This is a genomic window from Micromonospora sp. NBC_00898, from assembly GCF_045207895.1.
In the GTDB taxonomy this organism is placed as follows: domain Bacteria; phylum Actinomycetota; class Actinomycetes; order Mycobacteriales; family Micromonosporaceae; genus Micromonospora.
The window spans coordinates 41,290-67,698 of the sequence record NZ_CP108775.1; the positions used below are offsets into that span (position 1 = coordinate 41,290).

General features: G+C 73.5%; 26 protein-coding genes. 19 read left to right on the forward strand and 7 right to left on the reverse strand.

What is annotated here, in order from left to right; genetic code table 11:
• Positions 1 to 106: 106 nt before the first annotated feature.
• Positions 107 to 1,354, reverse strand: a complete 1,248-nt coding sequence (locus OG799_RS00180) for a cytochrome P450 (protein WP_406041833.1) — start codon at positions 1,352 to 1,354, stop codon at positions 107 to 109.
• Positions 1,355 to 1,571: 217 nt separating this feature from the next.
• Here OG799_RS00180 and OG799_RS00185 point away from each other — a divergent pair, with 217 nt between their 5' ends.
• On the forward strand, positions 1,572 to 1,982 hold the full coding sequence (locus OG799_RS00185) for a hypothetical protein (RefSeq protein WP_406041835.1): 411 nt from the start codon (positions 1,572 to 1,574) through the stop codon (positions 1,980 to 1,982).
• 46 nt (positions 1,983 to 2,028) lie between these two features.
• Here the strand turns inward: OG799_RS00185 and OG799_RS00190 are convergent, their stop codons facing one another.
• Positions 2,029 to 2,247: a DUF397 domain-containing protein gene (locus tag OG799_RS00190; RefSeq protein WP_089013001.1), complete on the reverse strand. Its 219-nt coding sequence runs from the start codon at positions 2,245 to 2,247 to the stop codon at positions 2,029 to 2,031.
• Positions 2,248 to 2,313: 66 nt separating this feature from the next.
• Between OG799_RS00190 and pepN the strand changes: the two genes are divergently transcribed.
• From pepN to OG799_RS00230, 8 genes are all read left to right on the forward strand, one after another.
• Entirely contained in the window at positions 2,314 to 4,830 is a 2,517-nt protein-coding gene (gene pepN, locus OG799_RS00195) for an aminopeptidase N (protein WP_406041838.1), read from the forward strand.
• A 127-nt stretch (positions 4,831 to 4,957) separates the two neighbouring features.
• Positions 4,958 to 5,554, forward strand: a complete 597-nt coding sequence (gene nadD, locus OG799_RS00200; RefSeq protein ID WP_406041840.1) for a nicotinate-nucleotide adenylyltransferase — start codon at positions 4,958 to 4,960, stop codon at positions 5,552 to 5,554.
• Positions 5,555 to 5,663: 109 nt separating this feature from the next.
• The gene (gene rsfS / locus OG799_RS00205) at positions 5,664 to 6,074 is read left to right on the forward strand and encodes a ribosome silencing factor (RefSeq protein ID WP_406041842.1); all 411 of its coding nucleotides are present in this window, start codon (positions 5,664 to 5,666) and stop codon (positions 6,072 to 6,074) included.
• On the forward strand, positions 6,071 to 6,700 hold the full coding sequence (locus OG799_RS00210) for a histidine phosphatase family protein (protein WP_406041844.1): 630 nt from the start codon (positions 6,071 to 6,073) through the stop codon (positions 6,698 to 6,700). The genes rsfS and OG799_RS00210 overlap by 4 nt, the downstream gene beginning before the upstream one ends.
• Positions 6,701 to 6,747: 47 nt before the next feature.
• Positions 6,748 to 7,620, forward strand: coding sequence for a DegV family protein (locus OG799_RS00215; protein WP_406041846.1), 873 nt, complete (start codon positions 6,748 to 6,750; stop codon positions 7,618 to 7,620).
• A gap of 586 nt (positions 7,621 to 8,206) precedes the next feature.
• Entirely contained in the window at positions 8,207 to 9,058 is an 852-nt protein-coding gene (locus OG799_RS00220; RefSeq protein WP_406046156.1) for a helix-hairpin-helix domain-containing protein, read from the forward strand.
• 74 nt (positions 9,059 to 9,132) lie between these two features.
• Positions 9,133 to 11,460, forward strand: coding sequence for a ComEC/Rec2 family competence protein (locus tag OG799_RS00225; RefSeq protein WP_406046157.1), 2,328 nt, complete (start codon positions 9,133 to 9,135; stop codon positions 11,458 to 11,460).
• Positions 11,461 to 11,848: 388 nt separating this feature from the next.
• On the forward strand, positions 11,849 to 12,058 hold the full coding sequence (locus tag OG799_RS00230) for a helix-turn-helix transcriptional regulator (protein ID WP_406041848.1): 210 nt from the start codon (positions 11,849 to 11,851) through the stop codon (positions 12,056 to 12,058).
• A gap of 47 nt (positions 12,059 to 12,105) precedes the next feature.
• Here OG799_RS00230 and OG799_RS00235 read toward each other — a convergent pair whose 3' ends face one another.
• Positions 12,106 to 13,194, reverse strand: coding sequence for a hypothetical protein (locus tag OG799_RS00235; protein WP_406041850.1), 1,089 nt, complete (start codon positions 13,192 to 13,194; stop codon positions 12,106 to 12,108).
• Positions 13,195 to 13,821: 627 nt separating this feature from the next.
• Between OG799_RS00235 and holA the strand changes: the two genes are divergently transcribed.
• On the forward strand, positions 13,822 to 14,802 hold the full coding sequence (holA, locus tag OG799_RS00240) for a DNA polymerase III subunit delta (protein ID WP_406046158.1): 981 nt from the start codon (positions 13,822 to 13,824) through the stop codon (positions 14,800 to 14,802).
• A complete protein-coding gene (locus OG799_RS00245; RefSeq protein WP_406046159.1) occupies positions 14,802 to 15,278 on the forward strand; it encodes a hypothetical protein in 477 nt (158 codons plus the stop codon). The genes holA and OG799_RS00245 overlap by 1 nt, the downstream gene beginning before the upstream one ends.
• A 153-nt stretch (positions 15,279 to 15,431) precedes the next feature.
• Here the strand turns inward: OG799_RS00245 and rpsT are convergent, their stop codons facing one another.
• Together rpsT and OG799_RS00255 are read right to left on the reverse strand one after the other, a co-directional pair.
• Positions 15,432 to 15,698: a 30S ribosomal protein S20 gene (gene rpsT, locus OG799_RS00250; protein ID WP_406041852.1), complete on the reverse strand. Its 267-nt coding sequence runs from the start codon at positions 15,696 to 15,698 to the stop codon at positions 15,432 to 15,434.
• A gap of 113 nt (positions 15,699 to 15,811) precedes the next feature.
• Positions 15,812 to 16,801, reverse strand: coding sequence for a phosphotransferase (locus tag OG799_RS00255; protein WP_406041854.1), 990 nt, complete (start codon positions 16,799 to 16,801; stop codon positions 15,812 to 15,814).
• A 78-nt stretch (positions 16,802 to 16,879) separates the two neighbouring features.
• Here OG799_RS00255 and OG799_RS00260 point away from each other — a divergent pair, with 78 nt between their 5' ends.
• The 8 genes from OG799_RS00260 (at position 16,880) to OG799_RS00295 (ending at position 24,558) form a co-directional block, all read left to right on the forward strand.
• On the forward strand, positions 16,880 to 17,416 hold the full coding sequence (locus tag OG799_RS00260; RefSeq protein ID WP_406041856.1) for a DUF4240 domain-containing protein: 537 nt from the start codon (positions 16,880 to 16,882) through the stop codon (positions 17,414 to 17,416).
• Between the two features lie 119 nt (positions 17,417 to 17,535).
• Complete coding sequence (gene lepA / locus OG799_RS00265) at positions 17,536 to 19,413, forward strand: translation elongation factor 4 (RefSeq protein ID WP_406041858.1); 1,878 nt, start codon at positions 17,536 to 17,538, stop codon at positions 19,411 to 19,413.
• Positions 19,414 to 19,721: 308 nt separating this feature from the next.
• Complete coding sequence (locus OG799_RS00270; protein WP_406041860.1) at positions 19,722 to 20,009, forward strand: GlsB/YeaQ/YmgE family stress response membrane protein; 288 nt, start codon at positions 19,722 to 19,724, stop codon at positions 20,007 to 20,009.
• Positions 20,010 to 20,249: 240 nt separating this feature from the next.
• The gene (locus OG799_RS00275; protein ID WP_089013026.1) at positions 20,250 to 20,534 is read left to right on the forward strand and encodes a GlsB/YeaQ/YmgE family stress response membrane protein; all 285 of its coding nucleotides are present in this window, start codon (positions 20,250 to 20,252) and stop codon (positions 20,532 to 20,534) included.
• Positions 20,535 to 20,767: 233 nt separating this feature from the next.
• Entirely contained in the window at positions 20,768 to 22,057 is a 1,290-nt protein-coding gene (locus OG799_RS00280) for a sugar ABC transporter substrate-binding protein (protein WP_406041862.1), read from the forward strand.
• Complete coding sequence (locus tag OG799_RS00285; protein ID WP_406041864.1) at positions 22,054 to 23,040, forward strand: carbohydrate ABC transporter permease; 987 nt, start codon at positions 22,054 to 22,056, stop codon at positions 23,038 to 23,040. Before OG799_RS00280 ends, OG799_RS00285 begins: the two co-directional genes overlap by 4 nt.
• The gene (locus tag OG799_RS00290) at positions 23,037 to 23,867 is read left to right on the forward strand and encodes a carbohydrate ABC transporter permease (RefSeq protein WP_406041866.1); all 831 of its coding nucleotides are present in this window, start codon (positions 23,037 to 23,039) and stop codon (positions 23,865 to 23,867) included. Before OG799_RS00285 ends, OG799_RS00290 begins: the two co-directional genes overlap by 4 nt.
• A gap of 46 nt (positions 23,868 to 23,913) precedes the next feature.
• On the forward strand, positions 23,914 to 24,558 hold the full coding sequence (locus tag OG799_RS00295; RefSeq protein WP_406041868.1) for an MOSC domain-containing protein: 645 nt from the start codon (positions 23,914 to 23,916) through the stop codon (positions 24,556 to 24,558).
• A 46-nt stretch (positions 24,559 to 24,604) separates the two neighbouring features.
• On the opposite strand, the gene OG799_RS00300 is transcribed toward OG799_RS00295, so the two are convergent.
• Both OG799_RS00300 and OG799_RS00305 read right to left on the reverse strand, forming a co-directional pair.
• Positions 24,605 to 25,468, reverse strand: a complete 864-nt coding sequence (locus tag OG799_RS00300; RefSeq protein WP_406041870.1) for a hypothetical protein — start codon at positions 25,466 to 25,468, stop codon at positions 24,605 to 24,607.
• A 117-nt stretch (positions 25,469 to 25,585) separates the two neighbouring features.
• Positions 25,586 to 26,395: an enoyl-CoA hydratase-related protein gene (locus OG799_RS00305; protein ID WP_406041872.1), complete on the reverse strand. Its 810-nt coding sequence runs from the start codon at positions 26,393 to 26,395 to the stop codon at positions 25,586 to 25,588.
• Positions 26,396 to 26,409 lie beyond the last annotated feature (14 nt).

The following is a 26,409-nucleotide window of genomic DNA, read 5'->3' on the forward strand; positions in this document are numbered from 1 at the left end:
GACGATGGGAGCCCGCGGGTACGAACTCTTCGCGCAGGAGGACGCGTACCCGCAGGCGGCCTGAGCAGCGCGGTCGATTCGTTCGTGGGAGGCGGGGGAAGCCGGCTCAGGCGGTGCGGCGGACGCCGTCGATCAGGAAGCCGCTCGGCGGCAGGGTGGGCAGCCGGCGCAGGCTGAGCGCCAGGTCCTGCGGCGGCACCCGGTAGCTCATGGCGGTGGTCAGGTTGGTCACCGCGCGCTTCATCAGCTCGATGGTGAGCCACTCGCCGGCGCAGCGGTGGCCGGTGAAGTGGTCGCCGCCGCCCTGCGGGATGAAGCTGAACGGGTCGCCGCGCCAGCCGACGAACCGGTCGGGCCGGAACTTCTCCGGCCCCGGCCACAGCTCCGGGTGATGGTTGGTGCCGTAGAGGTCGAGCAGCACCCGCCGCCCCTGCGGGAAGTGGTGCCCCGCCCAGTCGAAGGGGCGCCGGACCCGGGCCGCCGCCACCGAAAAGAACGGGTAGTAGCGGCGTACCTCCTGCACGAAGGCCTCGGTGGCCGGCTCGTCGCCGCGGACCCGCTCCCGCCACTGCGGGTGGTCGTGCAGCGCCAGCGCGGAGAAGACCACGAAGCGGTCCACCGCGACGGTCGGGCGGAGGACGTTCAACAGGTCCACCGCGGCGATCCGGCGGGGCAGCGGGAGGCCCCGGTCGTCCCGGTGCTCGGCGATCACCCGCAGCGCGCTGCCCCTCGGGGCGTGCAGGGCGCCCGCGCGGGCCCGGTCGACGACGTCGCCGATCCAGTGTTCGGCGCGGCGGCGGGCGAGCCGGCCCCGCCAGTGCCGGGGGCCGACGGCGGTCGAGGCCTCGATCAGCGCGTGCAGCTCGGCGGTCCGCCGGGCCACGTCCGAGTCGGCCAGCGGCACGCCGGCCCAGGCGCAGACCGCCCGGGTGAGCATCCCGGCGACCTCGTCGTAGAGCACCACCGGGCCGGACCGTTCCCAGACCGGGATCCGGGCCCGCCACTCGTCGTCGAAGAGCTGGCCGAGCTGGCGGATGCCGGCGGGCGTCATGATCGACATCAGCATCGCCTTCCGCGCCCGGTGCGCGGCATCGTCCAGCCCCTGCACCCCGCCGACACCGGTGAGCGTCCGCTGCCCGCGCATCGGCATGGCCCCCCGCCGGCGGAACCGGTCGTTGTCGTAGAAGAGCTCCGCGGCGGGCCGGCCGCGCAGGCAGATGGTCGGTTCCAGCAGCAGTCGGGTCTGGAAGATGTCGCTGCCGTAGCGGTCGCAGCGGTCGCCGATGAACCGGTAGCCCTCCCGGAGGAAGGCCAGCGTGCTCTCCGGGCTGCGGTCGACGGGGACGCTGCTCATCTGCTGCTCCTGAACTGGTCGGCAGCGGCGCTCGGCCCGCCGCGGTGGCGTCTACCCCCGCACGGCCGGCTGAACCGCCCATCATCACCGAAACCACGGCCGGTGGGAGGGGCCAGCCGACGCTCGTCGCGCTGGCCCCTCCCAGGACGACGGAAATCTGTTTGTCTGCCGTACGCGAGGCCGGCCGCGGGGCCGGACCGACGACGGGGAGGACCGGATGCGGGAGAACAGGCCGGCGTACTGGCGGCAGCGGCGGGCGGTCGAGGGGTTCGGCGCCGGCCGGGGCGCAGGCGGGCGGGGCGGCCCGGACGTGCCGCTGCTCGCGCCGCCGCGCCGGGCGCCGGTGCCGCCCCGGCACTTCACCGTGCACCTCGGCTTCTCCGCCGCCGACGCCGACCGGGCCCGGGAGCTCGCGGTGGCGTACGCCGAGGCGCTGAGCCTGCTCCGCCCCGAGTTGGCGCTCGGGGCCGCCGCGCTGTCGCCCGCCGACGCCTGGCAGCGGGCCGAGCGGCTGTTCTGCGGGGCGGTCGGGCCGGACGGCGAGCGCTGCGCCGACGTCGCCGACCATCCGGGCTTCCACCACGCCCCCGGTCCCGGCGGTCTCGGTTGGGGCGACGGTGACCGGTGAGCGCCGCCGGGATGTGGCGGACCACCCCGGCGGCGGGCGGCCGCGCTCAGTCCAGGTCGAACTCGCCGTCCTGGGCGCCCGCGACGAACGCGTCCCACTCGGCCTGGGTGAAGACCAGTACCGGCCCGTCCGGCTCGGCCGAGTTGCGCATGCCGATCAGGTCGTCGACGAAGGCCACCTCGACCGCGCTGTCGGAGGTGTCGCCCTCGGCCCGCTGCCAGACCGCCCGGGTGAGGTCGAAGTCGCCCTTGGGGTGCTGACCCATCGTTGTTCCTCCATCGCCACCTGTCACGGGGGGCCCGTCCGGATCCCCATCGGGCAGGATAAGCGGATGCCAAGCCTGACCCGTGTAGAGGCGACCGCGCGTGGCGCGTTGATTACCGTCGAGTCCTACCAGGTGGACCTCGACCTGACCGGTGCCGGCGAGCGGTTCCGCTCGGCCGTCACGATCCGGTTCCGGGCCACCCCCGGCGCCGAGACCTTCGCCGAGGTGAAACCCACCAGACTGATCGAGGCGCGCCTCAACGACCGGGCCCTCGATCCGGCCGCGCTGACCGACAACCGGCTGCCGCTGACCGGGCTGGCCGAGGAGAACACGCTGACCGTCCGCGCCGAGATGGCGTACTCGAACACCGGTGAGGGGATCCACCGCTTCGTCGACCCGGCCGACGGCGAGACGTACCTGTACGCGATGTCCTTCCTCGACGACGTGCAGCGCATCTTCGCCGCGTTCGACCAGCCGGACCTGAAGGCGCCGGTCACCCTCTCGGTCACCGCCCCGCCGGAGTGGACGGTCGCGGCCAACGGCCGGCTCGCCGCGCGGCCCGCGCCGGGGCGCTGGGAGTTCGCGCCGACGGCGCCGCTGGCGACGTACTTCTTCACGCTGATCGCCGGCCCGTGGCACGTCCGGCAGGACGAGCACGACGGCGTCCCGCTCGGCGTCTACTGCCGGCGCTCCCTCGCCGCCCACCTGGACGCCGACGCGGACGAGATCTTCACCGTCACGAAGCAGTGCCTCGACCGGTTCCACCAGCTCTTCGCCGAGCGTTACCCGTTCGGCAAGTACGACCAGGCGTTCGTGCCCGAGTTCAACGCCGGCGCGATGGAGAACCCGGGCCTGGTCACCCTCCGCGACGACTATGTCTTCCGCTCCGCGGTCACCGACACCCAGCGGGAGCTGCGCGCGACCACCATCGCCCACGAGATGGCGCACATGTGGTTCGGCGACCTGGTGACCATGCGTTGGTGGGACGACCTCTGGCTGAACGAGTCCTTCGCGGAATACCTCGGCACCCGGGTGACCGCCGAGGCCACCCGCTTCGACCAGGCCTGGACGACCTTCGCCATGCGCCGCAAGGCCTGGGGGTACGCGGCCGACCAGCGCCCGTCCACCCACCCGGTCGCGCCGGAGGAGGTCGCGGACGCCGCGCAGGCGCTGCTCAACTTCGACGGCATCTCGTACGCCAAGGGCGCCAGTGTGCTGCGGCAGCTCGTCGCCTGGCTCGGCGACGACGTCTTCCTGGCCGGCCTCAACGGGCACTTCGCCGCCCACCGGTTCGGCAACGCCACCCTGGCCGACCTGCTGGGCAGCCTCAGCGCCGCGAGCGGGCGGGACCTCAGCGACTGGGCCGAGCGCTGGCTGCGCCGCCCGCAGGTGAACACCCTGCGGATGGAGACGGCCGTGGACGCCGACGGCCGGTGGACCGAGGCGGCGGTGGTGCAGACCGCGCCGGAGGCGTACCCGGTGCTGCGACCGCACCGCATCGGCGTCGGCCGGTACGCCGCCGACGGGACGGCGAGCCGGTTCGAGGTGGACCTCGACCCGGACGCCGACAAGGGCCGTACCGAGCTGCCCGGGCTGGTCGGCGGGCCCGCCACCGGCCTGCTGCTGCCCAACGCCGGCGACCTGACCTTTGCCAAGATCCGTCTCGATCCGGCCTCGGCCGACGCGGTGCCGATGGTGCTGCCGGGCCTGCCCGATCCGCTGGCCCGGGCGCTGCTCTGGGGTGAGGCGCTCGACGCGGCCACCGACGGGGAGCGGCCGGTCGCCGCGGTGGTGGCGCTGATCGCGGCGGCGCTGCCCGCCGAGACCGAGGTGATCATCGCGGAGGACGTGCTCACCCTCAGCCGCGGCCTGATCGACCGCTACCTGGAGCCGCTGGCCCGGGACGCCGCCCTGCTCCGGGTCGCCGGGGCCTGCGCCACGCTGCTCGCCGGGGCGCCGGCCGGCGGGTCGCTCCAGCTCGCCGCGGCCCGCGGGTTGATCTCGGCGACCACCGACACCGCGCTGCTCACCGGCTGGCTGGCCGGCGACGGCGTGCCGGCCGGGCTCGCCGTCGACGCCGACCTGCGCTGGGCGCTGCTGCTGCGCCTGGTGGTGCTCGGCGCGGCCGGCGAGCCGGAGATCGCCGCCGAGGCGGCCGCCGACCGCAGCGCCACCGGGGCGGAGCGCGCCGCCGCCTGCCGGGCCGCGCTGCCCGACCCGGCCGCCAAGGCGGCGGCGTGGGAGATCGTCACGCGCAACGCCGAACTCTCCAACCGGCTCGTGGAGGCGACCGCGGAGGGCTTCTGGCAGCCGGAGCAGGCCGAGCTGACCGCCGCGTACGTCGAGCGGTACTTCGCCGACATGCCGGCCGCCGCGCGGCTGCGTACCCCCTGGACGGCCGACCGGGTCGCGACCCTGGCCTTCCCCCGCTACGCCGTGGCGCAGCCCACCCGGGAGTTGGCCGCGGCCCTGCTGGCCCGCGACGACCTCACGCCGGGGTTGCGGAGACGGGTCACCGACATGGACGACGACCTGCGCCGCGCGCTGGTCGCCCGGACGGCGGTGGCCGCCGCGGCAGCCTGACCGGGGTCCGGGTCGGGCTCGCCGCGAGCCCGTCCCGGCCCTGGCGCGGCCGTCGGGCGGGACCGGTGATCGGGACGCCCCGGCGGCCCCGCCCGGGGCCCATCCGGCACCGGCCTACGATCGCTGGGTGGAGGAAGACATCCGGCGGATCGGGATCATGGGCGGCACCTTCGACCCGATCCACCACGGGCACCTGGTCGCGGCCAGCGAGGTGGCGGACCGGTTCGAGCTGGACGAGGTGGTCTTCGTTCCCACCGGTCAGCCGTGGCAGAAGGCCGACGAGCCGGTCAGCCCGGCCGAGGACCGCTACCTGATGACGGTCATCGCCACCGCCTCCAACCCGCGGTTCCAGGTCAGTCGGGTGGACATCGACCGGGGCGGCCCGACCTACACCGTCGACACGCTGCGCGACCTGCACGCCGAGTACGGCCCGAAGGTGCAGCTCTTCTTCATCACCGGCGCGGACGCGCTGGAGCGGATCCTCTCCTGGAAGGACCTGGACGAGATCTTCGAGCTGGCCCACTTCGTCGGGGTGACCCGGCCGGGCTTCGAGCTCACGGACAAGCACCTGCCCGCCGACACGGTGAGCCTGGTGCAGGTGCCGGCGATGGCGATCTCCTCCACCGACTGCCGGGCCCGGGTCGCCCGGGGTGAACCGGTCTGGTACCTGGTGCCGGACGGTGTGGTGCAGTACATCGCCAAACGGCGCCTCTACCAGGAGTGATATCGCCGGCAATGGAGCGTTCGTCCCGGTAATCGACCAGAACTGACAAGTCGCCGCCCGGTCGGGTGTGAGACGCTTGGAGGGTCGCACGGTTGATCGAAGGAGAACGGTGACAGTTTCTGAACGCGCTCACGAGCTGGCGATGGCCGCCGCCCAGGCCGCGGCCGACAAGAAGGCCGAGGACATCGTCATCATCGACGTGGGCGACCAGCTCGCGATCACCGACGCGTTCCTGGTCGCCTCGGCCCCCAACGAGCGTCAGGTGCTGGCCATCGTCGACGCCATCGAGGAGCGCCTGCTCGAGCTCCCGGAGAAGGCCAAGCCGCTGCGCCGCGAGGGCGAGCGGGGCGGCCGCTGGGTGCTGCTCGACTACGTCGACATGGTGGTGCACGTCCAGCACACCGAGGAGCGCGAGTTCTACGCCCTCGACCGGCTCTGGAAGGACTGCCCGCAGATCCCGTTCGTGGACCGGGACCTCGTCGACGCCGACACCGCCGCCGGCGCCGCCGCCGCGGAATGACCCGCCTGATCATCTGGCGGCACGGCAACACCGAGTGGAACGCCGCCAGTCGGGTCCAGGGGCAGACCGACGTACCCCTCAACGACCTCGGCCGGGAGCAGGCCCGCGCCGCCGCGCCGGTCCTCACTGGGCTGCGCCCGGACGCCATCGTCGCCAGCGACCTGCGTCGGGCCGCGGACACCGCCGCCGCGCTCGCCGCGCTGACCGGGCTGCCGGTCCGCACCGACGCCCGGCTGCGGGAGCGGCATTTCGGCGACTGGCAGGGCCTCGCCCTGACCGAGGCCGCCGAGCGGTTCCCCGAGGAGTACGCCCGCTGGCGGGCCGGCGACCCCGACCCGGGCGCCGGGATCGAGAACCTCCACGACCTCGGTAAGCGGCTCGGCGCCGCCTTCCAGGACGCGGCCGACCTCGCCACCGGCGGCACCGTCGTGGTCACCACCCACGGCGGCGGCGCCCGGCAAGGGGTCGGGTACCTGCTCGGCTGGGACCACACCGTGCTGCGCAGCCTCGGCTCCCTCTCCAACTGCCACTGGACCGAGCTGCGCCACGACGACGTCCGGGGCTGGCACCTGCGCGCCCACAATGTCGGGCTGATCACGCAGCCGGCGCTCACCGAGGCGGTCTGACCGAACGGCCCCGGCACGCCGGAGCCACATCGGCTAGCGTGCCGGGCATGCCCGTCGCGGTCGTCACCGACTCCACCGCCTATCTCCCGCCCGAGCTGGTGCGCGCGCACCGGCTCACCGTCGTCCCGCTGACCGTCGTGCTCAACGGCGCCGAGGGGCTGGAGGGGGTGGAGACGTCCCCGGCCGACGCCGCGCGGGCGCTCAGCGGCCGGCGGGTCTCGGCGAGCACGTCCCGGCCGTCCCCGGAGCAGTTCGCGCAGGTCTATCGTTCGCTGCTCGCCGGCGGCGTCGACGGGGTCGTCTCGGTGCACCTCTCCGCCGAGCTCTCCGGCACGGTCGAGGCGGCCCGGCTGGCCGCCGCCGAGGTCGGCGACCGGGTCACGGTCGTCGACAGCCGCTCCGCCGGGATGGGTCTCGGCTTCCCGGTGCTCGCCGCCGCCACGGCCGCCGAGCGCGGCGGCGACCTTCCCGCCGTACGGCAGGCCGCGCTGGACGCCGTCGACCGGACCACCATCTTCTTCTACGTCGACACGCTGGAGTTCCTCCGCCGGGGTGGCCGGATCAACGCCGCCGAGGCGCTGTTCGGCACCGCCCTGTCGGTGAAGCCGATCATGCACATGCCGGACGGCGCGATCGTGCTCAAGGACAAGGTGCGCACCGCCAGCCGGGGCGTGGCCCGCCTGGTGGACCTGGCCGTCGAGGCGGCCGGCGACGCCGAGGTGGACCTCGCCGTGCACCACCTCGCCGCACCCCAGCGGGCCGAACAACTGGTCGCCGCACTGACCGACCGGCTCGGCGACCGCCTGCACGACACGTACGTCTCCGAGGCCGGCGCGGTGGTCGCCGCGCACGCCGGGCCGGGCCTGGCCTGCGTGGTGATCCACCGCCGCCCGGGGACGGATACGGCGGCGGAGGGCTGACCGCGCCCGACCTGGTGGCCGCCGCTGAGCCCGCCCGTCCCTTACCACGTCGCGGCATGATCAGGGCGTTGTCCACAGCAGACCCCGCTGTCCACAGGAGACGAGCGCGGAGGTGAGCGGCGCCGCTCGTCCGCCCTAGCCTCGCGTCGTGCCAGATGACGAGGAGAGCCGGGTGCGGCAGCGGCTGTCCCGACTGTTCGACCCGCCGACGTCCGAGGCTGACCCGCGCGACGGCGCGGGCGGACCGGGCTCAGTGTCCGGTCCGCCGGTTGATGCCGACGCGTCGAGGTCGGCGCCCGGGTCACCGGTCCATGCGGGCACGTCGGTCGCCGGTCCCGATCCGGCTGCCCGGATCCGTCGGCAACCGGCTGATCCGGCGCTGGCGATCGCACCCGACTGGCCCACGTTCGACCTGCTTCCCCCGGCCCGCTCCCACCAGCCGCTGCCGGATCCGTTCCCGGACTCGGGGCTCGGTACCGGGTCCGAGGAGTTGCCCGGGTTGGTCCCGCCGGAGCCGCCCGAAGCGGACCGGCCGGAGTTGTCCGGCTCAATTCCGCCGGAGTCGGCCCGTCCGGTCGGGCCGGAGCTGCCCTGGTCGGTCCCACCGGACCCGCTGGCGGCGGCTACCTCAGGCCCCCGCCGCTCGTCCGGCCCGCGCCGGTCCACCTCGCCCCAGCTCGCGGCGGGAAATCAGTTCATCCTGTCCCCGGCCGCGGTCGGGGACCGGTTCGCCCCGCCCCCGGCCGCCGTCGGGGACGACGAAAAGGCTTCGAGTCGGCGTGCCCTCCTGCCCGGCCCTGGCGCGTTCGACCCGGGGCGGCGCGGCGTGCGGGCGCTGGTCGCCGTCGCCCTGGTCGTGGTGTTCGGGGCCGGGCTCTGGGCCTGGCGGTCCCGGCCGCACGTCGAGCCCGTCCGGCCGGTCTCGACGGTCGCCGCGCCGGACGAGCCGTCCCCCGCCGGCTCGCCCGGCGCGGTGAAGGGCCAGCTGGTGGTCGCGGTCGCCGGCAAGGTACGCCGCCCCGGGCTGGTGCGGCTGCCGGCGGGTTCCCGGGTCGCCGACGCCGTCGAGGCGGCCGGGGGCGCCCTGCCCGGCGTGGACGTGGCCTTGCTCAACCCAGCGCGCAAGCTCACCGACGGCGAACTGGTCCTGGTCGGCGTTACCGCCCCGCCCGGCTTGGCCGGGCAGCCCGGTGGACCGGCGGCCGGGGGTGCGGCGGGGCCGGCCGTGGCCGGGGCGGCACCCGGCGGGCCGGTCAACCTCAACACCGCCACCCTCGCCCAGCTCGACACCCTGCCCGGGGTCGGACCGGTCCTCGCCCAGCGGATCCTCGACCATCGTGAGCAGCACGGCGGCTTCCGGTCGGTGTCGGACCTGCGTCAGGTCGAGGGCATCGGCGACGCCCGGTACGAGCAGCTCAAGGATCTGGTGACGGTGTGAGCACCGGCAACGGGGACGTCCCGGCGGTTCGGGCCGAGGCGGGGGAGGCAGCCCCGGACCTGCGGTTGGCCGGGATGGCGGTGGCCGCTTGGCTCGCCGCGCTGGCCGGGCTGCAGCTCACCGCCGCGGGGACGACCATGGTGGCCGCCGTCGCCGCCGTCCTCGCCGCGCTCCTCGGCGCCGACCTGCTCGGTGCCCTCGGCCGTCCGGCCGCCCAGGTCCGACGGCACGGCTGGATCGCCGTCGCCGTGCTGGTCGGCGTCGTGTGCGGGGCCAGCGCCACCGCCGCCCGCGTCGTGGTCCGCGACGCGGCCCCGATCCGGGCGCTGGTCGACGAGCGCGCCCCGGTCACCGTGGACCTGGTCGTCCGCGACGACCCACGGCCCGTCCGGGGCGCCGCCGGCCGGCCGGCCACCCTCCTGGTCCGGGCCGACCTTGAACGCCTCACCGGCCGGGACGGCCGGCGGGTGGCCGGACCGGTCCGTGGCCTGGTGCTGGCCAGCGATCCGGCCTGGCGGGGGCTGCTCCCCGGGCAGCGGGTGACCGCGCAGGGCCGGTTGACCGCCCCGCGCGGCGGTGACCTGACCGCCGCGGTGCTCACCGTGACCGGCCCACCCACCCCGCACGGGCCGCCGCCGTGGCTCCAGCGCGCCGCCGGCACGCTCCGCGCCGGACTGCAACGCGCCTGCGAGCCGCTGCCCGACGAGCCGGGCGGTCTGCTGCCCGGGCTGGTCGTCGGGGACACCAGCCGGCTGACCCCGACCGTCGAGGCTGACTTCCGGGCCACCGGCATGACGCACCTGAACGCGGTCTCCGGCTCGAACGTCGCCATCGTCGTCGGGGCGGTGCTGCTGCTCGCCCGCTGGGCCCGGGCCGGACCCCGGACGGCCGCCGTGGCGTGCGCGCTGGCCCTGATCGGCTTCGTCGTCCTGGTCCGACCGTCGCCGAGCGTGATCCGGGCCGCCACCATGGGGGCGATCGGCTTGGCCGCGCTCGCCGCCGGCCGACCCCGGGCCGCACTGCCCGCCCTCTGCGCCGCGGTCACCGTGCTGGTGCTGGCCGACCCGGAGCTGGCCGGCGACGCCGGTTTCACCCTCTCCGTGCTCGCCACCGCCGGGCTGCTGCTGCTCGCACCCGGCTGGCGGGACGCGTTGCGCCGCCGGGGCGTACCGGTGGGGCTGGCCGAGGCGCTGGCGGTGCCGGCGGCCGCCCAGCTCACCTGCGGCCCGGTCGTCGCCGGCATCTCCGGGACGGTCAGCCTGGTCGCCGTGCCCGCCAACCTGCTGGCGGTGCCGGCCATCGCCCCTGCCACGGTGCTCGGTGTCGCCGCCGCCGTGGTGTCGCCGGTCTGGCCGGCCGGCGCCGAGTTCGCCGCCTGGCTGGCGAGCTGGCCGGCCCGTTGGCTGGTGGCCGTGGCCGGGCACGGGGCGGGGCTGCCGGCCGGGACGCTGCCCTGGCCCGGCGGGGTGACCGGGGCCCTGCTGCTGGCCGGGTTCACCGTGGCGCTGCTGCTCGCCACCCGGCGGCCGCTGGTCCGGCGGCTCGTCGCGGTGTGCGCCGTCGCGGTGGTGCTCGGCACGCTGCCCGTCCGGCTGCTGGCCGGCGGCTGGCCCCCGCCCGGTTGGGTGATGGTGGCCTGCGCGGTCGGGCAGGGCGACGCGCTGGTGCTCCCGGTCGCGGCCGGTCGGGCGGTGGTCGTCGACGCCGGCCCCGACCCGGCCGGGGTGGACGGCTGCCTGCGTCGGCTCGGCGTACGCGAGGTGCCGCTGCTGGTGGTCAGCCACTTCCACGCCGACCACGTCGGCGGGGTCGCCGGGGTGTTCCGGGGCCGCCGGGTGGCGGGCGTGCTGACCCCCCAATGGTCCGAGCCGGCCTTCGGGGCGTCCCAGGTACGCGTCGCCGCGCTGGCCGGCTCGGCGGGTACGCGTACGGCGGCGGTGGGCGGGAGCTGGCGGGCCGGGGGAGTGGAGCTGGTCGTGCTGGGGCCGCCGTACCCGGTGCGGGGCAGCCGGTCGGACCCGAACAACAACTCCCTGGTGCTGGCCGCCACTGTGGCCGGGGTGCGGATCCTGCTGCTCGGCGACGCCGAGACCGAGGAGCAGCGGGCGTTGCGGGAGGCGCTGCCGTCCGGGGCCTTCCGGGCCGACGTGCTGAAGGTCGCCCACCACGGCTCCGCGTACCAGGATCCCGAGTTCCTCGACGCGGTCCGGCCGTCGGTCGCGCTGGTCTCGGTCGGCGCCGACAACGACTACGGCCACCCCAATCCGGGGCTGCTGGCCCGGCTGTCCCGCGCCGGGGCCCGGGTGCTGCGGACCGACACCGACGGGGACGTCGCCGTGATCCGGGACCGGCGCGGCCTGGCGGTGGTGGCCCGCGGCACCCGACCGGGGCGGCAGCCCTGACGCCTCGAGCTGGCGCTCAGTTCCCCTGCCGCGTCCGTCAGTGCGCGGCGGAGGAATCTCGGTGGGCCTTGACCACCCCGATCGCCCAACTCAGCATGTCGCACCCGTTGTCCCGACACTGCGCACAGCGGCCGGTGGCACGGTGCGGGTTGGCCGGCTCGGAGTGCGCCGTGATCACCCGCTTGGCTGTCCAGAGCACGAGTTCCGGTGTGATCGGTCCGTCATCCATGGGCACGGTCGGTCCCTCCGTAGAAACGGCGGACCCCGGCCACGGAGACCAGTCACGTAGCCGGGGTGCCTTCGCCACCCACCGTGACCTGTCGCACCCGTCAGTGTCAAGTCCGACAGGTGTCAGATATGACAGTCTCGTGTTGCATAGCGTCGATCCATGGTCCGCAGGCTGTACGGCAGCGCAGAGCTACAGGAACGCCTCCAGGTGTCCCGCGCTCGGGTCGTGCAGATCACGAGCCGGCCCGACTTCCCGGAGCCGTTCGATCGGCTGGCCGGGGGAGCGGTGTGGCTCGTGGAGGACGTGGAAGCGTGGATCACGGAGCACCGGCCGCACCAGGCGCGAGGCGCTGACCCGGACGCGCAGTGAAACGGCCCGGACCCGTCCGCAGGGTCCGGGCCGTTCGTCCAGGTGGCTCAGGCAGACGCCTTGCTCGCCTTCGCCGCGTTCCGCTCCAGCCCGGCCAGCGCGGTGGCCGCCCGCTCCCGGCTCCGCCTGGCCGCCTCCACGGCGTTACCGACGATCATGGATCCGGCGGAGAACAGGCGGCCGGAGTTGGCCTGTTCCACGGTCTGCCGCACCCGATCGATCTCTGCCAGGTTCTCCACCGCAGCCTCCAGCTCCGCCACCACGAGGTCCAGGCGCGCCAGCCCGGCGGTGGCCTGGCCGTGGAGGTAGGTCAGCCACTCCGCCCGGCGCTCCGCGATCCCGGCGGCCACCTCGCGGCGCACCGTGTCCACCGCGTCCCGGGTGCCGTTCGCCACCGCCTGCGCGGCTTCCGCCGCTTCCTGCCGCTCGCGGACCATCCGGGCCACCTCCGCCGCGTCCAGCGCCTTGCCGGACATGGCAGCCTCCGTCGCGAGCCGCCGGACCTCCATGGGTCCATGCGCCGCTGCCGCCTGCGCCTTGCGCGCCTCGCTGCCGAGCCGGGTGGCCTCCGCCGCGAGCGTGCCGAGCCTGGCCAGGTCCGCCCGGGTGGACGGGTGGACGTGCCGGTCGGGGATCACCCCGACCCCGGACACGGACAGCGGCTCACCCTGCCACGCGGCCGGAGCCTTGCTACCCGGCGCGGCCGGCTGGAGGGTGCCCGGCGCGGCCGGGAACGGCTCGGTGAGCGCGTACAGGTCGTCCCACCGGCCAGCCTTCGCCAGCTTGCGCGCCTGCCGCTCTCCGCCCGCGTCCGCGTGCGGGCACTGCTGCGCGTTGCCCCGCTCCGGTGCCACGCCGTTCTCCGGCACGGTGCCGTGTCCGTACATGGCGATTCCACCCTGCTGGCCGAGCCGGTGGACTCGCGCCGGACTGGCGGTCACCCCGGTCATGGGGGAGATGCTGAAGGATTCCGGCGCGCAGGTGCACCCGTCCGGCATGTCCCCGGACTCGGTGGCGTAGACCGTCATCGCGGCCAAGAGTTGATCCGCACCCACCGTGTGGTTCTCCTGCGTGTCCACGATCCACACGGCCAGGGACGGGGCGTACCGCACGCGCTTATCGGTCGGGTAGATCATCGGGAAGCCTCCATGAGTCGGGTCCAGGCGGCTTCCGCCGCGTCGCTCGCGCAGGCCGGGCAGTAGCCCCGACGCTGTGTCGTTCGCCTTCCACGGACCGGCTCCGGGGCCGGCTCGCCCATCTGCTCCAAGCGCTCGCGCACTGTTCCGCCGCCTTGTCCAACGCCGCGCGCTCCGCGTCGGTCACCCGGGACGGGAGCATGGAGCGGCGGTGGGTTCGGCACTTCCTGAGCGCGCCGGAGCGGGCCACGTCCGGCGGGGACCGCAGCAGGAAGGCGAGCACCGGGAGAGAGCGACCGAGACGAGCGGCCGTGGCGCAGCGACGGTGCACCTGACGCCGGCCGTCGTGAAGCTGGAGGCCGTACCCGTGATCCCGGAGGTTCCCGCCTCGTGAGGAGCTGCCCGGACACCCGGACACCCGGACCTGTCGAGGACCACGGGACCCGGACAACGGCCCGGACACGCGGACAGCCGGACATGTCCGTGCCGACAGGCTGGACAACTGATGGAGGCAGTTTGTTTCGATAGCAGGTGGATCGACTCGAATGTCGGGATTCGCGCTGAGCGCGGGCTGTGCCGTCACAGTCGTCGATGACCAGGCACGATCCGGTCGAGGGCCGTGCGAATATGGGCGGCGTGACCCCCGCCAGCCTGCCCCCTATTCTGCTCGTCCTCGGCGACGAGGAGCTGCTCGCCACGCGCGCGGTCAGCGAAGCCGTCGCGACGGCGCGCGCCGTCGACCCGAACGTGGACGTCCGGGAGTACCAGGCCGGCAGCCTGGCGGTGGGGGAGATCGCCGAGATGCTCAGCCCCTCGCTGTTCGGTGGCCGGCGGGTGCTCGTGCTCCGCGCCGGGCAGGACGCCCGGAAGGACCTGGTCACCGCGCTGCTGGCGTACGCGAAGAACCCGGACCCCGAGGTGCAGCTCGTGGTGCTGCACCTCGGCGGCGCGAAGGGGAAGGCCTTCGCTGACGGGCTGCGCGCGGCCGGCGCGACCGTGGTGCCGGCGGCCAAGCTCAAGGGGCACCGGGAGCGGGTCGCCTTCGTCCGGGACGAGTTCCGCCGGGGCGGCGGCCGGTGCACCGACGACGCCGCCGAGGCGCTCATCGCCGCCGTCGGCACCGACATGCGGGAACTCGCCGCCGCCTGCTCGCAGCTCATCGCCGACACCGACGGCCGGATCGGGGCCGACACCGTGGCCCGTTACTACCGCGGCCGGGTGGAGGTGACCGGCTTCACCGTCGCCGACGCGACCATGGTCGGCGACGTCCCCGCCGCGCTGGAGGCGCTGCGCTGGGCGCTGCACGTCGGCGTCGACCCGGTGCCGATCGCCGACGCGCTCGCCGACGGCGTCCGTACCGTGGCCCGGGTGGCCTCCGCCGGGCGGGGCAGCCCGTACCAGTTGGCCAGCAGCCTCGGCATGCCGGCCTGGAAGATCGAGCGGGCGCAGCGGCAGGGGCGGGGCTGGACGCCGGAGGGCCTGGTGCAGGCGATGCGTGCGGCTGCCGAGTGCAACGCCGCCGTCAAGGGCGGCGCCGACGACCGGGCGTACGCGCTGGAGCGGGCCGTCTTCTCCGTCGCCGCCGCCCGGCAGGGCGGCGCCCGGTGATCCGATCCCCCCGGACGGGCTGGGCGATGGTCCCCACCGACCAGGATCGGTACCGCCCGCTGTACGCCCGGCTGCTCGGGCTGCGGTTCGTCAACCCGGGCGGGGTGCTGTGCTTCTTCTTCTTCGAGGGTTCGGTCGCGCTCGCCGTGCTGCTCGCTCTCGCCGAGTTGGTCACCTGGTGGGCGGTGCTGGTGCTGCCGGTCGCGGTGGCGGCGATGGTGAAGCTCAACGACATGGTCGCCGAGGTCGTGGTGCGCACTGCGGCGCTGGTGCCGGAGCAGGAACGGGACCGGTTCCGCCGGCAGATGGAGCCGGTGGTCGGCCGGGCCCGGGTGCCGTCCGCCCCGCGCGCGCTCCCCGGCGTGGTCCCCGCCTCCGACCCGACGCTGCGGGCCGCCCGCCCCGACGACCAGGTCGTCCGGTACGACGAGGGCGCCACGTGGGTGGACCCGGTTCGCCACGACCCGATGCCCTGACCCGACCGGCCGTCGAGCGGCGGGGGTCCCCCTGGCTCAGCGGGGAAGGAGGCGCACCCGGCCGACGTGCCCGCGCGGAGCCGGTCCGGATACGTGGACAGCCGGAAGCCCCGGGTCAGTGCCCGGGGCTTCCGGCAGATCTACAGGCGCTTGTCAGGCCGAGAACGAGGCGATGCGCTTGGCGATCGCCGACTTCCGGTTCGCCGCCTGGTTGGCGTGGATGACGCCCTTGCTGGCGGCCTTGTCCAGCTTGCGGGCGGCGTCGCGCATGAGGACGGTGGCCTTCTCGGCGTCACCGGCCTCCGCAGCCTCGTTGAACTTGCGGATGGCGGTCTTCAGCGACGACTTGACCGACTTGTTACGCAGCCGGCGCTTCTCGTTCTGCCGGTTGCGCTTGATCTGGGACTTGATGTTCGCCACGCGACAGCCTCGTCTTGATAGCTCGGTTTGGTCTGCTTCCACGCGCGACGAGCATGCGTCATCGCTGCGCGAAGAGCCAGGTTACCAGGTCGGTCGGGACGAGCCAAAACGGCTCAGCCCCAGGTCCGCCGGGCGGCCAGCCAGCCGAGCGCCTGCTCGCCGCTCCACCGCTGGTGAGCGCGGATGTGTGGGGACGCGGAGGAGGGGCTGGCGGCCGCGCTGGTGAGGAAGTACCCGGACAGCGCGGCCAGGGTCACGTCGAGCGCGTCCGGCGGGGCGCCGGCTGCCGCCGGGTGGGTGGCGAAGGCCGCGTCCGCGTCGAGGCCGCTGGCGTACCCGGTGATCAGCAGGCCGGCCAGGTCGAACCAGGCCGGCCCGTGGCAGAGCCAGTTCCAGTCGCAGATCCAGGCCCGGCCGGCGGTGTCGATCAGCACGTTGTCCACCCGCAGGTCGCAGTGGATCAGCCCGGTCGCCGCGGCGTCCGCGTACGCCGGGAGGCGGGACTCCAGGGCGACCAGTTCCGGCAGCCGCGCCCGGGCCCAGGGCGGCAGCTCGGGTGTCGGCTCCCGGCCGGCGGCCACCTCGCCCCACCACAGGATGTCGTCGCGGGCCAGGTCGGCGAGGCGGGGCAGCCCGAGCCCGACGAGTTCCGGGGGCGGGTCGGCGAGGGCCGCCGCGACGTCGGCGTACGCGGCGAGGGTGGCGGCCAGCTCGGTGGGGTCCCAGGGCAGCCGGGGCGGGGCGCCGTCGACGGCGTCGAGGCAGAGCGCGTACCAGCCGGCCTCGGCCAGCGCCCAGCGCGGGCGGGGGACCGGCAAACCGGCGGGGAGCCGGGCCAGGACGGCGGCCTCGTGGCCGTACCAGTCGACCAGGTGCCGCTGCTCGGTCAGCGACGCCGCCTTCAGGAAGGCGCGAGTGCCGTCGGCCGTCGCCAGCACGGCGGCGAAGCCGCGGGTGAAGCCGGCGCCGGCCACCCGGACCGCGACCGGCGGGCCGCCGAGCCGCGCCGCGACCGCGTCCCGCAGGCCGGCCGGCAGCGCGGCCCAGTCGGGGCGGACGGCGGTCGCGTCGTACGGCACCGGGGGCAGCGAGATCGCGGGCACCCGCCCATGCTGCCCGACCGGCGCCCGCCCGGTCGTGCCGACCGTCGCCTGTCGGTCGGCTCTGCCAGACTGCCAGCCATGCGGACCGACGACTTCTGGCAGTTGATCGACCGGGCCCGGGAGGGTGGCGGGGGAGAGCCCGACGCCGTCGCCGCCCGGGCGGTCGCCCTGCTGGCCGAGCGGGACCCGGAGGACATCGTCGGGTACGCCCACCACCAGCGGCGGGTGCTCGCCGCCTCCTACCGGGTGGACCTGTGGGGTGCGGCCTACCTGATCAACGGGGGCGCCTCCGACGACGGCTTCGAGTTCTTCCGCGGCTGGCTGATGACCCAGGGCCGGGCGGTGTTCGCCCCGGCGGTCACCGACCCGGACTCCCTGGCGGAGCTGCCCCGGGTCCGGTCCGCCGCGCTCAGCGGCGAGGAGTTCCGGTGCGAGGCCATGCTCGCGGTGCCCTGGGAGGCGTACCGGAAGGCGACCGCGGCGGAGCTGCCGGCGGGCCGCGACCCGGTGCCGGTGCCCGACCTGAACGACTTCTGGGACTTCGACGACGAGGAGGAGGCCCGTCGCCGGCTGCCCCGGCTCGCCGCCCTCTTCGTCGAGCCGCCCGAGGAGTGACCGGTCCGGGGTTCGGCGGCACCCAGGAGTGATCGGACCGCGTCCGGAGCGACGTGGGAACATAGAGGGGGCCGGCGGCGTGCCGGCCCGCTCACGTCAGCCGACCAGAACGGACCGCTGTGCCACCGACGCTCGATCCCGGCGCGAACGCTCCTGGTGCCACCGACCCGGCGCGCATCAGGAACTTCGGCATCATCGCCCACATCGACCACGGAAAGTCGACGCTGGCCGACCGGATGCTGCAGCTCACCGGCGTGGTCGACCCCCGGCAGATGCGTGCCCAGTACCTCGACCGGATGGACATCGAGCGCGAGCGCGGCATCACCATCAAGAGCCAGGCCGTCCGGATGCCGTGGACCATCCGGGAGGGTGACCGGGCCGGCGAGCAGGCCGTGCTCAACATGATCGACACCCCGGGCCACGTCGACTTCACCTACGAGGTGTCCCGGTCCCTGGCGGCCTGCGAGGGCGCGATCCTGCTGGTTGACGCCGCGCAGGGCATCGAGGCGCAGACCCTGGCCAACCTCTACCTCGCGCTCGAGAACGACCTGAAGATCATCCCGGTGCTCAACAAGATCGACCTGCCGGCCGCCCAGCCGGAGAAGTACGCCGAGGAGCTGGCGCACCTGATCGGCGGCGACCCGGCCGACTGCATCAGGGTCTCCGGCAAGACCGGCGAGGGCGTGCCGTACCTGCTCGACGAGATCGTCCGGCAGTTCACGCCGCCGGTCGGCGACGCCGACGCGCCCGCCCGGGCGATGATCTTCGATTCGGTGTACGACGTCTACCGGGGCGTGGTCACCTACGTCCGGGTGATCGACGGCCTGATCAGTGCCCGGGACCGGATCAAGATGATGTCCACCGGTGCGGTGCACGAGCTGCTGGAGATCGGGGTGATCTCGCCGGAGATGCAGAAGGCCGGCGCGCTCGGCGTCGGCGAGGTGGGCTACCTGATCACCGGCGTGAAGGATGTCCGCCAGTCCCGGGTCGGTGACACCGTCACCATCAACTCCCGGCCGGCGACGGAGGCCCTGGGCGGTTACAAGGACCCGAAGCCGATGGTCTACTCCGGCCTCTACCCGATCGACGGGTCCGACTACCCCAACCTGCGCGAGGCCCTGGACAAGCTCAAGCTCAACGACGCCGCGCTCGACTACGAGCCGGAGACGTCGGGGGCGCTCGGCTTCGGCTTCCGCTGCGGCTTCCTCGGCCTGCTGCACCTGGAGATCATCCGGGAGCGGCTGGAGCGGGAGTACAACCTCGACCTGATCTCCACCGCGCCGAACGTGGTCTACCGGGCCCTCACCGAGGACGGCCAGGAGATCGTGGTGACCAACCCGAGCGAATACCCGACCGGCAAGATCGCCGAGGTGTACGAGCCGGTGGTGCGGGCGACCGTGCTCACCCCGAACGACTACGTGGGCGCGGTGATGGAGCTGTGCCAGGGCCGCCGGGGCAGCCTGCTCGGCATGGACTACCTCTCCGCGGACCGGGTGGAGCTGCGCTACACCCTCCCCCTCGCGGAGATCATCTTCGACTTCTTCGACCAGCTCAAGAGCCGGACCAAGGGCTACGCCTCGCTCGACTACGAGCCCTCCGGCGAGCAGGCCTCCGACCTGGTGAAGGTGGACATCCTGCTGCACGGTGAGCCGGTGGACGCGTTCAGCGCGATCGTGCACAAGGACAAGGCGTACAACTACGGCGTCAGCATCGCGGCGAAGCTGCGCAACCTGATCCCGCGCCAGCAGTTCGAGGTGCCGATCCAGGCCGCCATCGGCAGCCGGGTGATCGCCCGGGAGACCATCCGGGCGATCCGCAAGGACGTGCTCGCCAAGTGCTACGGCGGTGACATCAGCCGGAAGCGCAAGCTGCTGGAGAAGCAAAAGGAAGGCAAGAAGCGGATGAAGATGGTGGGCCGGGTGGAGGTCCCGCAGGAGGCCTTCATCGCCGCGCTCTCCTCCGACTCCGGGGACGGCAAGGCCCCCGGCAAGAAGTAGTCGTCACCCGCGACCCGGCGCCCCGCCGGAGCGACCCGCAACCCGGGTCCTCCACGCGGGGCGTCGGCCGTTCCCGGCCGTACCGTCGATGATTTTCCTGGGTCCGGGCCGCCGCCGCCGGACCGGCCGGCGCCCGCTCCCACCTGCGGGCGGCCGCCGCTGGCGCGAATCGACGCGCGGTGTGGACATCGACGTTCCGCGACCTTCGGGGGCTTGAGTCGGTTTGGATTTCCGGCCGGTCGGGCACTTAGCGGTCACGACAGGAACCACACACACCGTGTGAAAACTTCTTGAGAAGGAGGGCGACCGTGGAGCTCACCGTGTGGGGCATCATCACCGCCATCGTTGTTGGTCTCATCGTCGGCGCTCTGGGCCGCCTGGTCGTTCCGGGTCGCCAGAACATGCCGATCTGGCTGCACATGCTGATCGGTATCGGCGCCGCGCTGCTCGGTACGGTCATCGCCCGGGCACTGGGCATCGCCACCGAGACCGCCGGGATCGACTGGATGGAACTGCTGGTCCAGGTCGTGGTGGCCGCCATCGCCGTGGCCCTGGTGGCCGGCGTGGGCCGTCGCCGCAGCGTCTCCCGGTACTGACACACCCTGAACCGTTGAAGCGGGCGCCCGACCGAAGGTCGGGCGCCCGCTTCGCGTCGTGCCGGCCGGCCGCCGCGTCATGCCTCGGTGAGCGTCGCCGGGGCGTGACGGTCCTGTTCGGAGGCCTGTCGCGCCGTTCGTCACCGGAGTCGGTTTGGAATTTCGCCCGGTCGGGCATTTAGCGGTCACGACAGGAACCACACGACACCGTGTGACTCGATTACTGAAGGAGGAGCGACCGTGGAGCTCACCGTCTGGGGCATCATCACCGCGCTCATCGTTGGTCTCATCGTCGGCGCTCTGGGCCGCCTGGTCGTTCCGGGCCGCCAGAACATGCCGATGTGGCTGCACATGCTGATCGGCGTCGGCGCCGCGCTGCTCGGCACGATCGTCGCGCGGGCCTCCGGCTTCGCCGACACCGCCGGCATCGACTGGCGGGAGCTGCTGCTGCAGGTCCTGTTCGCCGCCATCGCCGTGGCCCTGGTGGCCGGCGTGGGTCGTCGCCGGAGCGTCTCCCGGTACTGATCCGCACCTCGTCTGCTGACGCGGGCGTCCGACCCTCCGGTCGGGCGCCCGCGTCGTGCGTGCGCCCCGGATGCCCGCGACCTGCCCGTACGGCGCGCTTGCCCCCGCCCCCGCACCCTGCGATACGGTCGCCTCGCTCCGGCCAGCGCGGTTACCCCCTGTCGTAAAGGAATTTTTCCTACTAAGGTGCGGCGGAGAAGGTTAGTGCCAAACGGCGCGAGGGAGATATGGGCGTGAACAGGTGGAAGCGGCTGGCGCCGGTCACCGCCATCGTGGCCTCGGCCGCGATGGTGCTCTCCGGTTGCGGTGGCTCGGGCGACGACAAGGCCGCGGACAACAGCAAACTGACGGTCTGGATGATGGGTGAGGGCGGCGACGCCCAGACCAAGTTCCTCGACGGCGTCGAGGCCGAATTCAAGAAGAAGCACCCCGAGACCGACGTGGTCGTCCAGTACATCCCCTGGCTCGAGGCGCCGAAGAAGTTCCAGGCGGCGCTCGCCGGCGGCGAGGGGCCGGACGTCACCGAGCTCGGCAACACCGAGACCCAGGGCTGGGCGGCGCAGGAGGCACTCGCCGACGTCACCGACAAGTTCGGCAGCTGGTCCGAGGGCAAGGACATCCTTCCCGACCTGGTCAAGAACGCCCAGCTCGACGGCAAGCAGTACGGCGTGCCGTGGTATGCGGGCGTGCGGGCCATCTACTACCGCACCGACTGGTTCGCCGAGGCCGGCGTGAAGCCGCCGACGAGCTGGGACGAGCTGGTCACCGCCGCGAAGACCGTCCAGGCGAAGAAGCCCGGCACCTACGGCATCGCCCTGCCGGGCAACTCCGAGCTGCCGTTCTACTCCTTCCTCTGGGGTGCTGGCGCGGAGATCGCCACCAAGGACGGCGACACCTGGAAGTCCGGCTACAACACGCCGGAGGCCCAGAAGGCGGTCAAGTTCTGGACCGACCTGGTCACCGTGCACAAGGTCGCCCCGCCGGCCGCCGCCGGCTGGAACGAGGTCGACGCCCGCACCCAGTTCGCGACCGGCAAGGCGGCGATGGCCTTCGCCGGCAGCTGGCAGGGCGGCGCGATGAAGAAGGACAACCCCGAGATCGAGAAGGTCTGGGGCACCTTCCCCATCCCCGGCCCGGACGGCAAGCCGGCCCCGGCCTTCGCGGGCGGCTCCGACATCGCCCTCTGGAAGGACAGCAAGCGGCAGGCCCTGGCCTGGGACTACCTGACCGTGCTGCTGAGCAAGCAGAAGGACCAGGAGTTCGCCAGCAGCCTGAACTTCTTCCCGGTCTACAAGGACCTGGTCGGTGGCGGCAACTACGCCAACGACAAGGTGATGGCCGCGTTCGCCACCACCATGCAGAACACCAAGCTGACCCCGCTCACCCCGAAGTGGGTCGAGGTCAGCCGGACCAAGACGGTCACCCAGGCGATGAACAGCTCGGTCATGAAGGGCCAGAAGACGGTCGAGAAGGCCACCGCCGACGCGGCCACCGAGATGGAAAGCATCCTCAACGCCAAGTGAGCACCCTGATCGAGGCCACCGGGACGGCCGCCGCGCGGGAGACCCCCGCGCGGCGGCGTCGCCGTGTGGACCGCCTGCCCTACCTGCTGCTCCTGCCCTGCCTGGTGATCATCGGCGTGCTGCTGGTCTGGCCGTTGGGCCAGGTGGTGGGCATGTCCTTCTTCAAGCTGGACAGCGTCCGGCAGCTGCGCGGGGACCGCGAGTGGCCGTGGGTGGGGTTCGCCAACTACACCCAGATCCTGGGTGACCCGTTCTTCCGTACGGTGCTGCGCAACACGGTGCTCTTCGCCGCGGCCAACGTGGTGCTGACGATGATCCTCGGTACCCTGGTCGGGCTGCTGCTCAACCGGCTCGGCAAGCGGATGGCCACCTTCGTCGCCAGTTGCGTGATGCTGGCCTGGGCCACCCCGGCGCTGACCGGCACCATCGTCTGGAAGTGGATCTTCGACGACACCAGTGGCCTGGTCACCTGGCTGTTCAACAAGCTTCCCGACGGGCTCTCCACCGCGGTCTTCGGGCGCACCGACTGGACCGGCTACGGCTGGTTCAACGACCCGTTGCTGTTCTTCTCGATCCTGACCCTGGTGGTGGTCTGGCACTCGTTCCCGTTCATCGCGGTCAGCGTGCTGGCCGGCCTGAAGAGCGTGCCCAGCGAGTTGCAGGAGGCCGCCCGGGTGGACGGGGCCGGGCCGTGGCGGGTCTTCTGGTCGGTCACCTTCCCGACCCTGCGGCCGGTCTTCGGCATCCTGGTCGTGCTCTCCACGATCTGGGACTTCAAGGTCTTCACCCAGCAGTTCGTGCTGGCCGGCGGCACCCAGGACCGGCCGACGTTCATGCTCTCCATCTACTCGTACGCGGAGGCGTTCTCGCCGCCACCCAAGTACGGCCTCGGGGCGGCCATCGCCGTCATCCTCACCCTGATCCTGCTCGTGGTGACCGGTGTCTACGTCCGGATGGTGCTCCGGCAGGAGGACGAGTCGTGAAGAAGTTCGCCCTCAACGGCGCCGGCCTGCTGGTCGCGCTCTTCGCGGCCTTCCCGGTCTACTGGATGATCGCCACCTCGCTGAAGCCGAACCGCGAGATCTTCTCGGCCACGCCGCGCCCGGTGCCGGCGGAGCCCACCCTGGAGCACTACCGGGAAATCCTCACCGGCAACCTGATCCCGGGCGTGACGTTCGCCGACTTCTTCCTCAACAGCGCCCTGGTCGCGCTGGCGACGGTGCTGCTCAGCGGCCTGGTCGCGCTGCTCGCGGCGACCGCGGTGGCCCGGTTCCGGTTCCGGCTGCGCACCACGTTCCTGATCCTGCTGCTGGTGGTGCAGATGATCCCGCTGGAGGCGCTGGTCATCCCGCTCTTCCTGATGATCCAGCGGCTCGGGCTCTACAACACCCTGCCCAGCCTGATCCTGACCTACCTCGGCTTCTCGCTGCCGTTCGCGGTGTGGATGCTGCGCGGCTTCGTGGCGGCGGTGCCCAAGGAACTGGAGGAGGCGGCGGCCATCGACGGCGCGAGCCGAGTCCAGACCTTCCGGCGGATCCTCTTCCCGCTGGTCGCGCCGGGCCTGGTGGCCACCAGCATTTTCTCCTTCATCACCGCCTGGAACGAGCTGATCTTCGCGTTGACCTTCGTCAACGACCAGGACAAGTACACCCTCCCGGTGGCCATGACCTTCTTCTTCGGGCGGGACGACACCGCGTGGGGGTCGGTGATGGCGGCCTCGACGCTGTTCACCCTGCCGGTGATCGTCTTCTTCCTGCTGGTGCAGCGCCGGATGGTCGCCGGCCTGGTGGCGGGCGCGGTCAAGGGCTGATCCCGGGGGTGCCCGGCCGGGTTTCCGCCCGGCTAGGCTCACCGCCATGACGGGCAGGCTGGCGGCGGTGAACCTCGGCGTGGTCACCGAGGCGGAATGGGCGGGCGACCCGAGTGGTCGCACCGGGATCGACAAACGCCCGGTCGACGGGCCGGTGCTGCTGCGCGTCGACGGGGTGGCCGGCGACTTCATCGGCGAGCGGGCCCACCACGGCGGCCCCGACCAGGCCATCTACGCCTACGCCGAGGAGGACGCCGACTGGTGGGCGGCCGAGCTGGGCCGGGGCATCCGGCCCGGCGGCTTCGGCGAGAACCTCAGCACCTACGCGGTGGACGTCACCGGGGCGGTGATCGGCGAGCAGTGGGCCATCGGCGACGCGCTGCTCCAGGTCACCAAGCCGCGCACGCCGTGCACCACCTTCGCCGGCTTCTGGGGAATGCCCGACCTGATCAAGCGGTTCACCGCGCGGGCCGCGCCCGGGGCGTACCTGCGGGTGCTGCGGGAGGGCGAGGTCGGCGCCGGCGACCCGGTCGAGGTGGTGGAGCGCCCGGCGCACGGGGTGACCATCGGCCAGGTGTTCCGGGCGATGAGCCTCGAGCCGGAGCTGCTGCCCCGGCTGCTGGACGCCCCGGAGCTGCCCGAGCCGATCCGGGAGAAGGCCCGCCGCCGGCTCTCCGGCAGCCGCCCCTGACGCCCGGCGGCCCTGCCGCCCGCCCGGGCCCGGGCCGCGGGTCGGCCTACGTGTCGGCGAAGACCTCGGCCAGCACCTGGGTCGGTGCCGCCGGCCCGTCGGCCACCTTCGCCCAGGTGCCCTGCTCGGCGGTCCACTCCAGGCCGCCGAAGCGAACCCGCTTCACGCCGTGGTCGTCGGCGTGCGACACCAGCCAGTGGGCGTACCGCCAGCCGTTGCGGCTGTCCGACGCCGACACCGCCAGGCCGGTCAGGTCCGTCGGCGAGGCCACGCCCGGCAGGCCCCAGTCCAGGGTCAGCCCCTGGATCAGCGCGGTCGCGGCGGCCTGGCCGCGCATCGCCGGCGTCGGCCCGACCGTGCAGGCCACGGCGCCCGTCGCGTGGCCGAGCAGCGCGCGGGTGAGGACCTGCGACTCGTCCGCCCACTTCTGGTACGCCTCGGGATAGGCCGACCGCTGCACCCGCTGGGCGGCCTCGGTGACCCGCATCCGCTCCCAGCCCTTGACCTTCTTCAGCGCCGCGTAGAACCGGTTCGCCGCGTACCGCGGGTCCTGGATGTCCTCCGCGGTGCCCCAGCCCTGGCTGGGGCGCTGCTGGAACAGCCCGAGCGAGTCCCGGTCGCCGTGGGCGAGGTTCTTCAGGTGCGACTCCTGGTACGCGGTCGCCAGCGCCACCACCACGGCCCGCTCGGGCATCTGCCGCTGCGCGCCGATCGCCGCGATGGTGGCCGCGTTGGCCATCTGGTCGGCGCCGAGCACGACCCGGCCGTCCGCCTGGACGGTGCAGGTGCGGCTGGCGGTCGGGAGGCGCAGCTCGGGCCTGACGTGCCGGGCCACGAACCAGATCCCGAGGAGGGCGATGATCGCCACCACCACACCGGCTGCCCCGATTGCCCGAGTTCGCACCCGCACCTCCTGTTCGACAGTCCGCCAAGCGTACGTCCCCCCGAGCGCCGCCCGGGTCGTCCGACCGGTTGCCTCCCGTTCCGTCACCACCCGGCCACCGAAAGCACCTGTCGGTGACGGTTCCTAGCGCGCACCCTCTCCTGAACCACCGTCCAGAGCGGCCACCCATCCGGCTAATCTTTTCTCGCGGAAGGCGAGGACGCCCTCGCGGCCCTCGTCGGACAGGAAGTACCCGGTGGAGAGCGCGGCCAACTCGGCGATCTCGGCGCGCAGGTCGGCGGCGGCCGGCCGGCGCAGCAGCTCCTTCGCGCCGGCCAGGGCCCGCGGCGCGCCCCGGACCAGCGAGGCGCAGTACCGCGCCACCGCCGCGTCCAGCCCGTCCGCCGGCACGGCCGCGGTGACCAGGCCGATCTCGGCGGCCCGCCGGCCGTCGAAGGTGTCCCCGGTCAGATAGAGCTCGGCGGCGGCGCGGGGGTGCAGCCGGGGCAGCACGGTCGCCGAGATGACCGCGGGGATCACCCCGATCCGCACCTCGGTGAACGCGAAGGTCGCCTCGTCGGCGCAGACCGCCAGGTCGGCCGCGGCGATCAGGCCCAGCCCGCCGGCCCGCGCCGGCCCGGCCACCTTCGCCAGCACCGGCTTCGGGCACTCCCGCACGGCGGCCAGCACGTCGCCCAGCATCCCGGCGGGCACGGTGCCGCTGGCGTACGCGGCGGCGGTCTCCTTCAGGTCCGCGCCGGAGCAGAAGACCGGGCCGCTGTGGTCGAGCACGATCGCGCGGACCGCGTCGTCGGCGACCGCCGCGGCCAGCCCGGCCAGCAGCTCGGTCATCAGCGGGGTGGAGAGCGCGTTGCGGTTGTGCGGGCTGTCCAGGGTGAGGGTGGTCACCCCACGGGCCGTGGCGACCCGCACGAGAGCGTCCGGAGAGGTCATGCCGGGCACACTAG

Excerpts from the sequence above, each read along its gene's own strand:
- OG799_RS00180 (WP_406041833.1), bottom strand. The coding sequence starts at position 1,354 with ATGAGCAGCGTCCCCGTCGACCGCAGCCCGGAGAGCACGCTGGCCTTC.
- OG799_RS00185 (WP_406041835.1), top strand. The coding sequence starts at position 1,572 with ATGCGGGAGAACAGGCCGGCGTACTGGCGGCAGCGGCGGGCGGTCGAG.
- OG799_RS00190 (WP_089013001.1), bottom strand. The coding sequence starts at position 2,247 with ATGGGTCAGCACCCCAAGGGCGACTTCGACCTCACCCGGGCGGTCTGG.
- pepN (WP_406041838.1), top strand. The coding sequence starts at position 2,314 with ATGCCAAGCCTGACCCGTGTAGAGGCGACCGCGCGTGGCGCGTTGATT.
- OG799_RS00210 (WP_406041844.1), top strand. The coding sequence starts at position 6,071 with ATGACCCGCCTGATCATCTGGCGGCACGGCAACACCGAGTGGAACGCC.
- OG799_RS00215 (WP_406041846.1), top strand. The coding sequence starts at position 6,748 with ATGCCCGTCGCGGTCGTCACCGACTCCACCGCCTATCTCCCGCCCGAG.
- OG799_RS00225 (WP_406046157.1), top strand. The coding sequence starts at position 9,133 with ATGGCGGTGGCCGCTTGGCTCGCCGCGCTGGCCGGGCTGCAGCTCACC.
- OG799_RS00230 (WP_406041848.1), top strand. The coding sequence starts at position 11,849 with ATGGTCCGCAGGCTGTACGGCAGCGCAGAGCTACAGGAACGCCTCCAG.
- OG799_RS00235 (WP_406041850.1), bottom strand. The coding sequence starts at position 13,194 with ATGATCTACCCGACCGATAAGCGCGTGCGGTACGCCCCGTCCCTGGCC.
- holA (WP_406046158.1), top strand. The coding sequence starts at position 13,822 with ATGGGCGGCGTGACCCCCGCCAGCCTGCCCCCTATTCTGCTCGTCCTC.
- OG799_RS00260 (WP_406041856.1), top strand. The coding sequence starts at position 16,880 with ATGCGGACCGACGACTTCTGGCAGTTGATCGACCGGGCCCGGGAGGGT.
- OG799_RS00295 (WP_406041868.1), top strand. The coding sequence starts at position 23,914 with ATGACGGGCAGGCTGGCGGCGGTGAACCTCGGCGTGGTCACCGAGGCG.
- OG799_RS00305 (WP_406041872.1), bottom strand. The coding sequence starts at position 26,395 with ATGACCTCTCCGGACGCTCTCGTGCGGGTCGCCACGGCCCGTGGGGTG.